The organism is Rhodovulum adriaticum (genome assembly GCF_004345735.1).
Taxonomy (GTDB): Bacteria; Pseudomonadota; Alphaproteobacteria; order Rhodobacterales; family Rhodobacteraceae; genus Rhodovulum; species Rhodovulum adriaticum.
This window is the reverse complement of sequence record NZ_SLXL01000006.1, coordinates 91431-106735: the sequence shown is the minus strand read 5'-3', so window position 1 is coordinate 106735 and position 15305 is coordinate 91431. Positions and strand designations below refer to the sequence as shown.

Genomic DNA, 15305 nt, shown 5'->3' with positions numbered 1-15305 from the left:
CATCACGGCGTTACGCCGGAATGCTCATATGAGCATGAGAGGTGCGCTTATGGACAGACGGTCAGCGATTCTCGCCGCGGCGCAGCGGCAGGGGCGGGTCATGGTGGACAGCCTGGCGGCAGATCTGGGCGTGTCCGCCCACACGATCCGCCGCGACCTGAACGCGCTGTGCGAGGAATCCAAGCTGCGCCGCCTGCATGGCGGGGCCGAATTCATCGATGGCAGCGCCAACATGTCCTATGCCGCGCGCGCCGTCCTGAACCTGGAGGCCAAGCAGGCCATCGGGCGGGTGGTGGCAGGGTTGGTGCCGGATGGTGCGACGGTCTTCATCTCTATCGGGACGACACCGGCCATCGTGGCCCAGGCCCTGACCGGCAAAGAGGCGCTGACGGTCGTCACCAACAACCTGAACGCCGCGATGGCGCTGTCGGAAAATACCACGAACCGGATCGTCCTGCCCGGCGGCGAGATGCGGTTGCCCGACCGCGATTTCCTGGATGCAGCGGCGATCGGGGTCTTTTCGGCCTATCGGGCCGATATCGGGATCTACGGGGTAGGCGGCATCGACAGCGACGGCAGTTTGCTGGATTTCCACGAACCCGAGGTGCGCGCGCGCGAACGGATCCGGGCGAACAGCCGCCGCTCTGTCCTGGTGGCCGACAGCACCAAGTTCGGCCGCCGCGCCGCCGCCGTGGGCGGGCGGCTGGCCGATCAGGACATGATCGTTCTGGATCGCCGCCCCGAGGGTACCCATGCCGCCCTGCTGGACCCCCTGGCCGACCGGCTGCTGATCGCCGCCGAAGAGGAGGCCCGCCCATGACCGGCACGCCTTATGTCACGCTGGAGGCTGTCACCCGCCAATGGGGCGGCAAGGGGGGCGTGCGCGATGTCTCGCTTGCGGTGCCAGAGGGCGCGTTCGTGTCGATCCTGGGCCCCTCTGGCTGCGGCAAGTCTACGCTCCTGCGCCTGATCTCGGGGCTGGAGGCGCCGGATGCGGGGTGCGTGCGGATCGCGGGGCGGGACATGACCGCCCGCCCGGCCTCGGACCGGGGCCTGTCCATGGTGTTCCAGTCCTACGCCCTGTTCCCGCATCTTAGTGTGCGCGAGAACATCCTGTTCGGGATGCGGGTGCGCCGGGTCCAGCGGGCCGAGCGTGAGGCAAAACTGGCCCAGGCCGTGGCCATGCTGGGCCTTGAGGGGCTGGAGGGGCGCAAGCCCGCCGCCCTGTCCGGTGGCCAGCGCCAGCGCGTGGCATTGGCCCGCGCGGTGGTGTCGGGCCATCCGCTGTGCCTGATGGACGAACCGCTGTCCAACCTGGATGCCAAGCTGCGCCATTCCGTGCGGCGCGATATCAAGGGTTTGCAGCGGCGGCTGGGGCTGACGGTGATCTATGTCACCCACGACCAGACCGAGGCGATGTCGCTGTCCGACCAGGTGGTCCTGATGCGCGACGGTGCGGTCGAACAGGTGGGCAGCCCCCGCGCGCTCTATGCCGATCCGGTCAGCACCTTTGCGGCAGAGTTCATCGGCGATCCGCCCATGGCAATTGTCGAGGGGGCGGCCCTGGGCCGACCCGGCGCCCTGATCGGCCTGCGGCCCGAGCATCTGTCGCCCGCCGCCAGCGTCCCCGATCTGGCCGGCATCGTGTGCGAGGTCGAGTATATGGGCGCCGCGACGCATCTGATCGTGGATCACCCGGCCGCGCGCGGCCTGATCCTGTCGGTGCCCGGCCATGCCGATTGGCGGCCGGGCCAGCGGATCGGGCTGCATTTGCCACAGGAACACCGGGTCCTTTTCGACGCCCAGACGGGCAAAGCCAAAAAGGACCCGCAGCAGGATTACGGGGGCGACCGTCGCCAAACAGCACCCCGTGATAGCCGAAAGGCACCCCAACCCCACCCGTCAACCGACTGAAGAGGAAGACCCATGCTTCGCTATGCACCTGCCGCCATGATGCTCGCCGCGGGCACGGCGCTTGTCAATCCGGCCCTGGCCGAGACCGAGCTGACCATGTACTACCCCATCGCCGTGGGCGGTCCGCTGACCCAGGTGGTCGACGGCATCGTGGCCGAGTTCGAAGAGGCCAACCCCGACATCACCGTCAACGCCATCTATGCCGGCAACTACGACGACACCCGTATCAAGGCGCTGTCGGCGCTGAACTCGGGCGAACCGGCGCAGCTGGCGGTGATGTTCTCGATCGATGCCTACGACCTGATCGAACAAGACCTGATCGTGCCCTTCGACGATGTGACCGACGACGCCGCGTGGCTGGACAGCTTTTACCCCGCGCTGATGGCCAACGGCCAGATCGAGGGCAAGACCTGGGGCGTGCCGTTCCAGCGCTCGACCATCGTGGCCTATTACAACAAGGACATGTTCCGCGCGGCGGGCCTGGACCCCGAAAAGGCGCCCACCACCTGGGACGAGATGGTCGAGATGGGCAAGGCCCTGACCACTGACGACCACCATGGCCTGATGATCCCGTCCACCGGCTATCCCTACTGGATGTTCCAGGCGCTGGCGATCCAGAACGGCAAAGAGGTGATGTCGAACGACGGGCTGACCACCTATTTCGACGATCCGGCCGTGGTGGAAACGCTGGAGTTCTGGAAATCGCTGTCGGTCGAACACGGCATCATGCCCGAGGGCACCGTGGAATGGGGCACCCTGCGCCAGGCCTTCCTTGAGGGCAAGACGGCGATGATGTGGCATTCCACCGGCAACCTGACCGCGGTCAAGAACAACGCGCAGTTCGATTTCGGCGTCGCCATGCTGCCCGCCAACGAACGCTTGGGTTCGCCCACCGGCGGCGGCAACTTCTACCTCTTCAAGGACTCCACCGACGAAGAGAAAGCCGCCGCGCTGAAGCTGATCCAGTTCATGACCTCGCCGGAAAAGGCCGCCGAATGGTCGATCGCCACGGGCTATATGGGCGTGTCGCCCGCCGCCTATGAAACCGACGCGTTGCAGGCCTACACCGCCGAGTTCCCGCCGGCACTGGTCGCCCGCGACCAGCTGGAACATGCGGTGGCCGAGTTCTCGACCTTTGAAACCGCCCGCGTGCGCGAAGGCCTGAACAACGCGATCCAGGCCGCGCTGACCGGCACCAAGTCGCCCGCCGAGGCCCTGGCCGAGGCGCAGGCCGCCGCCGAGCGTCTGCTGTCGGCCTATCAGTAAGACCCACCTCCGGCGCCGGGTTCGCCCGGCGCCGGTCTTTCAAGGTTGCACATGCCCGATCTTGCCGCCCTCCGCCGACGCCGCCACGCCATCCACGGATGGCTGCTGCTGACGCCTGCGCTGGTGATGCTGACGACCTTTGCCTTTTACCCCACGGTCGCGACGCTCTGGACTAGCCTGTTTTCCCGCGGCACCCGCCGACGCCCGACCGAGTTCGTGGGGCTGGAAAACTACCAGCGCCTGTTCGACGACCCGACCTTCTGGCTGGTGGCCAAGAACAACCTGCTGTACGCGGGCGTGACGATCCCGATTTCCATCGCGCTGGCCTTGGCGATGGCGCTGTGGGCGAATTCGAAAATCCCGGCCCGCAGTTTCGTGCGCACCGCCTATTTCACGCCCACGGTCCTGCCGATGATCGCGGCGGGCAACCTGTGGCTGTTCTTTTACACGCCCGGTTTCGGCGTTCTGGATCAGATCGGCGCGCTGTTCGGGGCGCCCTCCGTCAACTGGCTGGGCCAACCGGAAACCGCGCTGTGGGCCGTCTGCGCCGTGACGATCTGGAAAGAGGCGGGGTTTTTCATGATCTTCTACCTGGCCGCGTTACAGACCATCCCGCCCGACCTGAAAGAGGCCGCCCAGATCGAAGGTGCCTCTCGTTGGGCCTATACCCGCCGGATCGTGCTGCCGCTGTTGATGCCGACCACGCTGTTCATCCTGGTCAACGCGATGATCAATTCGGTGAAGCTGATCGACCATCTGTTCATCCTGACCAAGGGCGGGCCGTCGGACGCGTCCAAGCTGATCCTCTATTACATCTGGGAAAACGCCTTTGCCTTTTTCGACGCGCCCGCGGCGGCGGCCATGACCGTACTGGTGCTGGCCGTTCTGGGGGCGCTGGCGGCGTTCCAGTTCTTCGTGATCGACCGCAGGACGCATTACCGATGACCTTGTTGAACCGCCTGGAACCTGTGCTGGCGCTGGCCCTGGCCGCGATCTGGATATCGCCGCTGATCTTTGCGTTCTGGGCGGCGTTTCATGCCAGCACGGATGCGGTGAACTTCAACCTGGGCGCGGCCTGGACGCTGGACAACTTCCGCACCGCGTGGGAGGGCGCGCCGTGGCTGCGGTATTTTCTGAATTCCTTTCTTTTGGTCACGATTGTTCTGATCGGACAATTCCTGCTGTGCACACTTGCCGGTTTTGCCTTTGCCCAAATCGATTTTCGCGGAAAGGATGTTCTATTTGTGCTGGTCCTGTTGCAGCTATTCATCCTGCCCGAGGTGCTGATCGTCGAGAATTACAAGGTCGCCACGCAGTTGGGCCTGCTGGACACGATCCTGGGCATCGGGGCGCCCTACATGGCCTCGGCCTTTGGCATCTTCCTGATGCGGCAGGCCTTCAAATCCGTGCCGAAAGAGCTGGACGAGGCTGCCCGGGTCGAGGGCTGTTCGCTGTTGGGCGTGCTGTGGCGGGTCTATGTTCCGGCGGCCCGGCCCACCTACCTGGCCTATGCGCTGGTTTCGATTTCCACCCACTGGAACAATTTCCTATGGCCGCTGGTGGTCACCAACAACGAATCCAGCCGCCCGCTGACCGTGGGCCTGTCGATCTTTGGCGCGCCGGAAAACGGGGTGGATATTTCGGTGATCTCGGCGGCCACGGTCATGGTGATCGCGCCGCTGCTGGTGCTGTTCCTGGTGTTCCAGCGGCAGTTCGTGCAGGCGTTTTTGCGGGCGGGGATCAAGTAGCCGTCCGCAGGAACGTTCAGCCCCGCTGGATCGGGTTCGACCAGGCCCGCCGTCCGGCCCGGTCGATCAGCGTGACGCGTAGCCAGGCGCTGTCTGCGGCCCGCGTCAGCGGCACCTCGGCGCGGGTCAGGCTGTCGCCATGCTGTGCCTGGGCCGCAGATCCCTGGCCCTGAACGATCACCGCCGCCACCGCCGAGCTTTCGACATGAACCGTGTCGCCCTCGACCCGCAGGTCGTGAAAGGCCGGGCCTTGCGTGGAATAGAACGCGCCGTCCTTCAGCGCGGTCAGCAGCGCCTCGGGCGTGTTTTCCTCGGCCTTGACCATGACCCAGCCGCCGAAATGGTCGGGTTCGTTGAAATGCGCATCGTCGGTCGCGACCAGGGTCAGGTCGCGCCCCTCGGACAGCAGCAGATCCAGCGTGTGGAACCCGTCCGCCCGATCGGCCCCGGTGGCGCAGCCGTGGTTATAGACCTCGACCGCGTGGGCGGCGGCCAGGCTGCGGGCATCGGCCAGGGTCAGGCCCGACCATTGCGGGTGCGCGATGGCGACGAACGCCCCGGCCGCGCGCGCCCGCTCGGCGATCTCGGGGCCGGTTTCCTGCCCCGCGACCGGGTGAAAGCCCGGCGCGTTGGCAGGCGCGAAATCGGCGGGTAGCCCCACGGCCAGAATGTGCCACAACTCGCCGTTTTCCATCGCGCCGGAATGCAGTTCCGCCCCCAGGATCGTGGTGAAGCCATCGTCGCGATAGGGCACGGTATCGACGATGGGATAGCCGTATTCGCCGATGAAATGATCGGTCAGCGCGACAAAGTCATAGCCTTCGGCGCGATAGCGGCGGCAGACCTCGGCCGGGTCCAGAACCCCGTCGGACAGGTTGGAATGGGTGTGCAAGTTGCCACGGTAGAACCGGCCGGGCCGGGCAAAGGCGGTGGGGCGCATGATGCTCTCCTCGGGTTATTTCGGGGCGGGGCGGGTTTTGCCGGCCCGCCCCTCGCGGTGCTGCAGCAGCGTGTGCAGGACCGTGGCCAGCACAGTCAGCACGATGATGACGGTGCCGACCGCGTTGATGACGGGCGGGTGGCCGTTGGGATTGCGCGCCATCGCGCCGATTTCCGTGGCAAAGGTGCAGGCGCCGCCCTTGGCGAACATCGTGGTGTTGTAGTTTTCCATCGACGCCAGAAAGGCGATCACCGCCGCCGAGGCCAGGGCCGGCGCCAGGAAGGGCAGGGTAATCCTCCGGAACACACGGAAGGGCGATGCACCCAGATCCAGCGCGGCCTCTTCCAGCTCGACCGGCTGGCGTTGCAGGCGGGCCATCAGGATCAGCATGGGATAGCCCGCGATGAACGTGGTCTGGGCCATCACGATGGTGAACAGCCCCGCGTTCACGCCCAGCCGTCCCCAAAACACCAGCGCTGACAGGCCCAGAACGATCCCCGGCGCCAGCATCGGCGACAAGAGCACCCACCACAGGATGCCATTGGCCCGCGACCGCCAGCGGGTCAGGAATACCGCGCCTGCCAGCCCCATCGCCAGCGCCAGCGGCACAACGGCTGCGGCGACCTTCAGCGAATTGCCGAAACATCCGACAAAGCGGTCCCGGTCCAGCGCCCGCAGAACCGGATCGGCGCGCAGCGCCTCTTGATCCATCCAGAAGAAGGCATACCACTTGCCCGTCAGACCCCGCCATTCCGACACCGAGGGTGGCGAGATGTTGTTGAATGAGCTGACAATCATCAGCACCAGCGGCGTGAACATGAAGAGCAGGAAAGCCGCGGTATAAAGGTTCAGCAGGCGCTGCGATGTCATTGCACCCTCGCGAAATCTTTCAGCCGCGTCCGCATCGCCCACATGAACAGCGCCACGATGCCGAAACAGACCAGCGTGTAGGCAAAGGAATAGGCCGCCCCGATGTTCGAGTTCTCGGACTCGAAGAACTTGTTATAGATCGTCTGGCTGAACCATTCCGCCTGCAGCCCGCGGCTGATGATCCGCGGCACGGAAAACGCGCCCGCCGCCAGCATGAAGGTCGCGATACAGCCCACGGCGATGCCCGGCTTGGCGTGGGGAATGACGATGCGCCAATGTACCCGCCACATCCGCGCGCCCAGGTCGCGGGCGGCCTCGATCTGGTTGCGGTCCAGCGTGTTCATCACGTTGAAGATCGGGAACACCATGAACAGGACGTAGGTGTAGACGATCACCAGAAAGACGGTGCCGGGCATCCGTTTGAACTGGATCGCCTGGCCCGCATCCAGGTCGATCATGCCGATCCAGTCCAGCGCGCTGTTGATCAGGCCGCGGTTGTCGATGATCGCGGTCCAGGCATAGACGCGCATCAACTCGACGATGGCATAGGGGATCACCAGCCCCAGAAACAGCCAGACCGCGCGATCGGGCGGCGTGGCCAGCGCGACCTTGTAGGCGATGGGATAGCACAGCACCAGCGCCAGCGCCGTGGCCAGCACCGCAAAGGACAGCGTGCGCGTCAGCGTGATCAGCGACAGCCGTTTGTACAACGCGCCATCCCGTTCGAATTGCAGGCCCATTGCGGCGAAAAGCGCACCTTTCGCCCCCCGGGTTTCCGCCAGTTGCTGGTCTGCGGACATCGGAATGCGCGTCGCGGCGAACAGCGCCTGGAAATTGGCGCCCGTCAGGCCCAGGCCCTGCGCCTCTTGGGTCAGCAGGCGGGCGTGCAGGGCGCGGGCGCGGTCGCGGATATCCTCTGCCGCTGCGATCTGGCGGGGGATCGGATCGGTTGCCGCGACCCGCAGGCGGGGCAGGTCATAGGTTTCATCCAGCCACGCCGTGCCAGAGGCCCGCACCAGGGGCTGGTGGGTGTCCGTGCGGTCGCATTGCAGGATATAGGGCCGCCCGGTGCCGCCGCCGCCCATCGAGGGCAGGCCCATCCCCGCCGAGGGCCGCGCCATCCCCCCCATTGAGGGCACGCCTGCCGGCGCGGCGGCGGCCTTTGCCTGGGCCTGCAACACCCCGATGCAGGTCTGCGCATCGTTGGCCAGGGCCCCGGCCACGGTGCTGTCCAGTTGCCGTTTCGGCGCGGTCATCGCGCGTTCCAGCATCGTGACCTGCGGCAGCAGGATTAGCAGCAGCGCCCATATCAGCACCACCGCGGCAAAAACCGCCACCAGCGCGCGCCCGTATCCCCGGATCAGGTCGGTCATTCCGCTGCCAACTCCTGCCCGGTGGCGGCCAGCGGCCCCTCGGGCAATATCAGCGCGTCGGCGGGGGCAAAGCCCAGCACCGCGGCCTCGCCGGGCTGGCTGGGCAGGGGGCCGGTATTGGTCTGGTGCACGACCAGTTCATGCCCCGCAGCGGCGAAGAACAGGTTGACGAACGGCCCCTCCAGATCGCGCCGGACAAGCTGCCCGGAAATCGTGTTCCCGGGGCCGCCCAGCCGCATCGCCTCGGGCCGCACGAAAAGATAGGCCGCCGCGCCCTCGGCCAGCCGCTGCGGGTTGCGCGCGCGGAACGTGCCCAGTGCGGTCTGGATCTGCGCCTCGCTTTCTTGCAGCTGCGCGATCCGCCCCTTCAGGATGTTGCTTTCCCCGACAAAGGACGCGGCAAAGGCCGTCGCGGGCGTGGAATAGACCTCGTCGGCGGTGCCCACCTGCTCGACCCGGCCGGCATTCATCACCGCGATCCGGTCGGACATGGTCAGCGCCTCGCCCTGGTCGTGGGTGATATAGATGAAGGTGACGCCGGTCTTCTTCTGGATCGCGCGCAGTTCGGCCCGCATGTGGCTGCGCAGCTTCAGGTCCAGCGCCGACAGCGGCTCGTCCAGCAGCAGGACGGCCGGCTCCACCGCCAGCGCGCGCGCGATGGCCACTCGCTGGCGCTGCCCGCCGGACAGTTCGGGCGGCGTCTTGTCGGCCTGGTCCTGCAACGCCACCAGCGCCAGCAATTCCTCGGCGCGGCCGTGGCGTTCGCGCTTGCCCATCCCGCGCGCCTCCAGCCCGAAGGCCACGTTGTCGCGCACGCTCATCAGCGGAAACAGCGCCAGGTTCTGAAAGATCAGCGCGGTCGGCCGCGCGTTCGGGGCGCGGCCTGCCTGGTCCTCGCCGCCGATCAGGATGCGCCCGGTGCTGGGTGACACGAACCCCGAAACCGCACGCAGGATCGTCGTCTTGCCGCAGCCCGACGGCCCCAGGATCGAAAAGAACTCGCCCGCCCCGATCTGCAGATCGGTGGGCTGCACGGCAGTAAAGCCGTTCGGATAGGTGATCGAGACCCTCTCAAGCGTCACGTCCTTGCCACGCATCGCGATCCCGCCCCCTTTCTTCTTGGTCAAAATACCCTCGCCGAAGGCGCCGCCCGGTTACGGGCGGCCCCCCGGTTCGAACGGGCGCCCCGCGGGGGGCGCCCGAAACGCCATCAGGCGTTGGTGATGATCTCGACGTACTCGTTGCGGATCGGGTCGAAGAACGGGGTAGAGGCCTGCCACCACCACATGTTGCCCAGCACGTCGTCGGTGTAGACTTCGTTGAACTGGCGCTTGAACTCTTCGCTGGCGAAATCGGCGGCACCGATCACGGCCGAGTTGTAGCCGGTGTTGTTGGCGAACATGCCGCCGATTTCCGGCGTCAGCATGAAGTTCATGAAGGCCACGGCCTGTTCCGGGTTCGGCGCGCCGCGCAGCATGCCCATCGTGTCCATCCAGGTGATGATGCCTTCTTTCGGGGCGCGGTAGACGAAATCGGGGTTCTCGCGGTTCAGCAGCAGGCCGGTGGTGTCCCAGGTCTGGCCGATGACGCAGCCGGCATCCTTGAAGGCCGCGGTCGCCTCGGTCGCGTTGTTCCAGAAGGCACCGAAGTTTTCCTTGTGGGCCAGGATCCACTGGGTGATCGCGCCCCAGACGCGGCGGGCCTCATCCTCGGACTTGTAGACGTCCAGCATGCGGTTCGACGGCACCTCGCCGGTGGCGTCCAGATACAGGCCCGCGCCCATGATGACCGATTTCTGACGGAAGGCGGCGGCGCCGGTCGCGGCCTCTTGCAGGAACAGGTCGCCGAAGGAGATGTCGGCATCCGCGATCGGCAGCTTGCCGCGGTTCAGGGTGATGCCCTCGGTGCCCCAGTCGAAGGGCAGCAGGATCTGGTTGCCCTGGTGGGTGGCGCCCAGGGCGACGCTGTCGCGCAGGAAGCTGGCAAAGATGTTCTCGACGTTGACGGTTTCCGGGATCGGGGCAAAGTAGCTGTCGCCGTTTTCGTCCAGGTAGTTCACCGCCGTATCGATGGAGGGGAACACGATGTCGAAATCGGTCCCGCCCGAGGCGCGCACGGTCGACTGGGCCTCGTCATTCGAGCCATAGGTGGTCAGTTCCAGCTTGATGCCGGTTTCGGCCTCGAACTTCTCGGCGATGTTGGGCTGGATGTAGTCCTGCCAGGCATAGACCTTGACGCTGCCCGAAGAGGCAAGCGCGTCATGGGCGCGCAGCACGGCGGGCGCGGCCACGGCGGCGGCGGTCAGGTTCAGGACGGAACGGCGCGTGAATTTCATGGGTTTCTTCCCCTCTTCCAAAGGATTGCGGAGCCGGACACCGGGAATCCCGTGTGGGACGCCGGCACCTCCGCCGCTCTTCTCGTTAATATCGGTGACATTTTCGCGACAGGCGGCCGGGTTTGTGTCAGTGGGCCGATCGGGCGCGATCGCACGCCGGAACCGCCCCCTGGCGCGTTGGCGCGGGGCGGCGGTATCAATTTTGGGTTGCCGAAAGGGTCAGGCGGGCAGCGTCATTTCCGGCACGTCGCCTTGGACGATCAGCCGCGCGGCGGTGGCCGCTTGCACGTCCTCGACGCTGACGCCGGGGCCGCGTTCGCGCAGCACAAGGCCCGCCTGCGTGGGTTCGATCACCGCCATTTCGGTCACGATCAGGCTGACCCGGCGCGCGGCGGTCAGGGGCAGGGTGCATTCGGGCACGATCTTGGAGTTGCCCTTGGCGGTGTGGACCATGGCCACCACCACGCGTTTCGCACCGGCCACCAGATCCATCGCGCCGCCCATGCCCGGCACCATCTTGCCCGGCACCATCCAGTTGGCCAGATGGCCCTTTTCGTCCACCTGCAATCCGCCCAGAACGGTCATGTCCAGATGCCCGCCACGGATCAGGCCGAAGCTCATCGCGCTGTCGATGGAGGCCGCACCGGGGACCGCGGTGACAAAGCCGCCCCCCGCATCGGTCAGATCGCGATCCTCCATCCCCTCGGGCGGGCGCGAGCCCAGGCCGATCACGCCGTTTTCCGCCTGGAAAAAGACATGCAGATCGTCCGGCACGAAATTGGCCACCATCGAGGGCAGCCCGATGCCCAGATTGACCAGCATGCCGGGCTGCACTTCTTGGGCGACGCGGCGGGCGATGATTTCCTTGGCGTCCATCAATGCGCCCTTTCCAGCAGGTAATCGACCAGCACGCCCGGCGTTTTCACCGCGTCGGGCGAGATCACGCCAACGGGCATGATATGATGCGGCTCGGCGATGACCGTATCGGCGGCCAGCGCCATGATCGGGTTGAAGTTGTGGGCGGTCAGCGAGTATTCCAGATTGCCCACGTAATCGGCCTGTCGCGCATCCAGCAGGGCGAAATCGCCCCGGATCGGCTTTTCCAGCAGGAATTTGCGCCCGTCGATGTCCAGCACCTGCTTGCCCTCTTCGACAAGAGTGCCGACGCCGGTGGGGGTCAGCACGCCGCCCAAACCCACGCCGCCCGCGCGGATGCGTTCGACAAGGGTGCCCTGGGGGACCAGTTCGACCTGCATTTCGCCGGCGATCATCTTTTTCTGGGTCACCGGGTTCAGGCCGATATGGCTGACGATGGCCTTGTCCACCAACCCGGCATCGATCAGCTTGCCCACCCCCTGACCGGGGCGGCAGGTGTCGTTGTTGACGAGGGTCAGACCGCCCACGCCGCGGGCCACGATGGCGTCGATCAGGCGGTGGGGCGTGCCCACCCCCATGAACCCGCCGATCAGCAGGAACGCCCCTTCGGGGATCATTTCGGCGGCTTCTTCGGGGCGGATCGCGCGTTTCATGCGGGCACCTCGCGGGGACAGGGAACGGGCCGGGTCACTCTGCCGCCTCTCCGCCGCCCTGGGCGGGGCGGTCAGTGGCGGCGGCCGGGGGTGCCAGCGGGTCGTCCAGCACGTCCTGGGACACCGGGCCCAGTTCCAGCGCCGCGCGGAAACGGTTGAGCATTTCCAGCGTGTGCGGGGCCATCTCGTCGATCGGGCCGGGGACGTATTGCACCACGCGCGCGGCCAGCTCGCGCTCTGCCGCGTCGGGCAGCAGGCGGGGCAGGGCGGCGATGGCGGCGTCGGGGTCGTAGGTCGCGATCAGGGTCTGTTCGTGGATGATCTGCGCGCGGGCCTCCATCGGCAGGTCGCAGAACGGGGCGTCCTGGTTCAGCACGCGGGCCGAACGTTCCAGCCGGTCGCGCCGCACCGCGCCGCGGCTTTCGGCCAGCAACACCAGCATGCGGATCACCGCCTGGACGAAGCCGCCCAGCTCGATATGGGACAGCGCGCTTTGCACCATGGGCAGGGCGCGCAACTCGTCCGCGCTCTTGCGGGTGCGGCGCAGGGCCAGCGGCTGGCCAAAGGCCCGCGCCCAGGGGTTGTTCCACAGCGCGAAGAAGCTCATCTCGTAGGCCGCGTCGCGCATGTCGCGGGCCAGGTCGATCCACTGTTCCGTTATGTCGATAGCCAGCTGTTCCATCTTGAGGAACGGGTTGGCGGGATCGACCGGGTGGCGCTCGGCGCGGATCCTTTCGGCCGCGGTCGCGACGGGCGCCATCGCCGGGTTCAGCGAGGACAGCGCCGCCCGCTGGGCGCGCAGGGGATGCAGCGCGCGACTGGCCTGCGCGGCGCGCGGGCTGACCATGACACGGATCGCGGGGCGGACCAGCGTGTCATAGGCCTCGGATTGCATCTGGCTGGCCCGCGCCACGGCGGCAAAGGCGGCCTCTTCGTCGCGGTCGCCGCCCAGCTTCTCGATATCGGCAAAGCTGCGCTCGGCGAAGCTGACCAGGAACTGCTTGTCCGCGCCCGCGCCCTCGACCGCGTCGATCTTCATCTCGTAAAGGCCCGGCGCCAGCGCCTCGATCGTTTTCAGGGTCGAGGAGACCTCGGCGTGTTCCTTCTTGGCGATCTTGGAGGAAACGAAGATGCCCAGATGGCCGACCTCTTCGTGCACCATGTAGACGATGCGCTGGCCGCGGATGCGGATTTCATCGACCCCGGCATAGGCATCCAGGATCCAGTTCAGCGCCTGTTGCGGGGGCGTGATGTTGTCGCCGTGGCTGGCAAAGACGATGATCGGGGCGCGGATCTGCTTGATATCGACCAGACGGCCCGGTTCCAGCATCGCGGTATTCTTGGTCAGCCGGTTGCCCACGAACAACTGTTCGACGATCCAGCGGATCTCGGCCTCGTTCAACATGAAGAAGCCGCCCCACCAGCGCTCGAACTCCAGGAAACGGGCACGCGCGCCGGGATCGTCGATGCTGGCCATCATGTCCGCGTATTTGCGGAACATCGTGCGGCCGGGGTTCAGCATCTCGAAATTCATCACCAGGTTGGCGCCGTCGAAGACGCCGCCGCCCAGATCGGCCCACATCATCGGCTGCCAGGTGCCGCCCAGCACGCCCGCGTTATAGCGCATCGGGTGGCGGCCGACCTCGCCCGACCAGGTGGCGACGGGCGCGCCGTTCAGCACGATCGGGCCGGTCAGGTCGGGGTTCATCGCGGCCAACAGCAGCGTGGCCCAGCCCCCCTGGCAGTTGCCGGTAATCACGGGCTTGGCCGCGTCGGGGTGGCGGCGGGTGACCTCGCGCACGAACTCGGCCTCGGCGCGGGTGACATCGGCCAGCGTCTGGCCGGGGATCGGGTCGCGCTTGAAGGCCACGAAATAGACCGGGTGGCCATCGCGCAGCGCCACGCCGACCTGGCTGTCGGGCTTGAACCCGCCGATGCCGCCGCCATGGCCCGCGCGCGGGTCGATGATGATGTAGGGGCGCTTGAAATCATGCACCTCGCAGCCCTCGGGCGGCAGGATGCGCAGCAGTTGATAATTGCACGGATGGGGCAGGTCGGCGCCGTCGACGATCACCTCGTATTCGTAGATCAGCACCGGCGGGCAGCCAGCGGCCTCATGCGCGCGGGAGATGTCGCCGCGTTCGCGCAGCAGGTCCAGCGTCAGCAGCCAGCGTTCGGCGGCATCGCGGGTATAGGCGGTCCAGGCGGCGGCGGGGTGGGTGCCGGTCTGGGCCATCGCGGTGCCGGTCTCGGTCAGCCGCTCCAGCACCTTGCGCGCCCGCGCGGTATGGCCGTCGAAGATGGCGCTGCCATGCTTGGTGGCGACCTCGCGCATCAGGTGCGCGCCGTCCAGTGCCTCGCCGGCCTGCGCGCCAAGCGCGGCCAGGCGCTCCTGCGGCAGTTGGCCGATGCCGCCAAGGGTGGCGGCGATCATGTCGGCGGCATCCAGGGTAGAGGGGCGGGGGCGGGCCTGTTCCATGATATCTGTCCTTTATCCGACGATGCCGTAGCCGCCGTCGATGGGGTGAACACCGCCCGTCACGTTCGATGCCTCGCGGCTGGCAAGAAAGGCGCAGTAGGCGCCCACATCCTCGATCGTGGCCAGGTGATGGGTGGGGGCACGGTGCGCGGCGGCGTCCAGCAATTCGTCGAACTCGGCAATGCCCGAGGCCGCGCGCGTGGCCAGCGGCCCGGGGCTGAGTGCGTGAACCGAAATGCCGCGCGGCCCAAGTTCGGCAGCCGCGTAGCGCACCGCCGATTCCAGCGCGGCCTTGACCGGGCCCATGATGTTGTAATGTTCGACCACCCGGCTGGCGCCCTGGAAGGACACGGTAATGCAGGTGCCGCCCTTGGGCATCAACGGCTCGGCCCGGCGGATCATCCGCAGGAAGGAATGCACCGAAATGTCCATCGCCAGGCCGAACCCCTCGGCCGAGCAATCAACGACGCGACCGTGCAGATCGTCGCGCGGGCAGAAGGCGATGGAGTGCAACACCGTGTCCAGCTTGCCCCAGCGTTCGGTGATCTCGGCGTACAGCGCGTCCATCTGCGCCTCGTTCCGCACGTCCAGCGGGCCCATGATCTCGGCCCCCAGTTCCTCGGCCAGGGGGCGGACATGGGGTTCTGCCTTGTCGTTCAGCCAGGTTATCGCCAGCCGCGCGCCCTGGGCCTGCAACGCCTTGGCACATCCCCATGCAATGGAATTGCGGTTCGCGACGCCGACCACCAGCGCTGTCTGACCTTCGAGAGAGAACATGAATACCTCGCTATTGTGCAGGTGCAGCATAGACGCCGCGCATGTCGAAGAGGTAACAGTTCCGTGAAATCGCA

General features: G+C 66.6%; 14 protein-coding genes. 5 read left to right on the top strand and 9 right to left on the bottom strand.

Annotation, left to right across the window (positions count from 1 at the left end; translation table 11 throughout):
- Positions 1-49: 49 nt before the first annotated feature.
- The 5 genes from EV656_RS10210 to EV656_RS10190 are packed head-to-tail and all read left to right on the top strand — an operon-like array spanning position 50 to position 4928.
- Entirely contained in the window at positions 50-820 is a 771-nt protein-coding gene (locus EV656_RS10210) for a DeoR/GlpR family DNA-binding transcription regulator (RefSeq protein WP_242469052.1), read from the top strand.
- Complete coding sequence (locus EV656_RS10205; protein WP_132603257.1) at positions 817-1914, top strand: ABC transporter ATP-binding protein; 1098 nt, start codon at positions 817-819, stop codon at positions 1912-1914. Before EV656_RS10210 ends, EV656_RS10205 begins: the two co-directional genes overlap by 4 nt.
- A 12-nt stretch (positions 1915-1926) precedes the next feature.
- Entirely contained in the window at positions 1927-3180 is a 1254-nt protein-coding gene (locus EV656_RS10200; protein WP_132603254.1) for an ABC transporter substrate-binding protein, read from the top strand.
- Positions 3181-3231: 51 nt separating this feature from the next.
- Complete coding sequence (locus EV656_RS10195) at positions 3232-4125, top strand: carbohydrate ABC transporter permease (RefSeq protein ID WP_132603251.1); 894 nt, start codon at positions 3232-3234, stop codon at positions 4123-4125.
- A complete protein-coding gene (locus EV656_RS10190) occupies positions 4122-4928 on the top strand; it encodes a carbohydrate ABC transporter permease (protein WP_132603248.1) in 807 nt (268 codons plus the stop codon). The genes EV656_RS10195 and EV656_RS10190 overlap by 4 nt, the downstream gene beginning before the upstream one ends.
- A gap of 16 nt (positions 4929-4944) precedes the next feature.
- Here the strand turns inward: EV656_RS10190 and EV656_RS10185 are convergent, their stop codons facing one another.
- The 9 genes from EV656_RS10185 to fabI all read right to left on the bottom strand — a co-directional run bounded on the left by EV656_RS10185 (position 4945) and on the right by fabI (position 15231).
- A complete protein-coding gene (locus EV656_RS10185) occupies positions 4945-5868 on the bottom strand; it encodes a CehA/McbA family metallohydrolase (protein ID WP_132603245.1) in 924 nt (307 codons plus the stop codon).
- A gap of 15 nt (positions 5869-5883) precedes the next feature.
- Entirely contained in the window at positions 5884-6738 is an 855-nt protein-coding gene (locus EV656_RS10180; protein ID WP_132603242.1) for an ABC transporter permease, read from the bottom strand.
- Positions 6735-8111 (bottom strand): ABC transporter permease, encoded by a 1377-nt coding sequence (locus EV656_RS10175; RefSeq protein ID WP_132603239.1) that lies wholly within the window; start codon positions 8109-8111, stop codon positions 6735-6737. The genes EV656_RS10180 and EV656_RS10175 overlap by 4 nt, the downstream gene beginning before the upstream one ends.
- Positions 8108-9208: an ABC transporter ATP-binding protein gene (locus EV656_RS10170; protein WP_132603339.1), complete on the bottom strand. Its 1101-nt coding sequence runs from the start codon at positions 9206-9208 to the stop codon at positions 8108-8110. Before EV656_RS10170 ends, EV656_RS10175 begins: the two co-directional genes overlap by 4 nt.
- A gap of 113 nt (positions 9209-9321) precedes the next feature.
- Positions 9322-10446, bottom strand: coding sequence for an extracellular solute-binding protein (locus EV656_RS10165; RefSeq protein WP_132603236.1), 1125 nt, complete (start codon positions 10444-10446; stop codon positions 9322-9324).
- Between the two features lie 219 nt (positions 10447-10665).
- The gene (locus tag EV656_RS10160; protein WP_132603233.1) at positions 10666-11322 is read right to left on the bottom strand and encodes a 3-oxoacid CoA-transferase subunit B; all 657 of its coding nucleotides are present in this window, start codon (positions 11320-11322) and stop codon (positions 10666-10668) included.
- A complete protein-coding gene (locus EV656_RS10155) occupies positions 11322-11975 on the bottom strand; it encodes a 3-oxoacid CoA-transferase subunit A (RefSeq protein ID WP_132603230.1) in 654 nt (217 codons plus the stop codon). The genes EV656_RS10160 and EV656_RS10155 overlap by 1 nt, the downstream gene beginning before the upstream one ends.
- 34 nt (positions 11976-12009) lie before the next feature.
- Positions 12010-14454 (bottom strand): DUF3141 domain-containing protein, encoded by a 2445-nt coding sequence (locus tag EV656_RS10150; RefSeq protein WP_132603227.1) that lies wholly within the window; start codon positions 14452-14454, stop codon positions 12010-12012.
- Between the two features lie 12 nt (positions 14455-14466).
- Positions 14467-15231, bottom strand: a complete 765-nt coding sequence (gene fabI / locus EV656_RS10145; RefSeq protein WP_132603224.1) for an enoyl-ACP reductase FabI — start codon at positions 15229-15231, stop codon at positions 14467-14469.
- Positions 15232-15305: the final 74 nt, after the last annotated feature.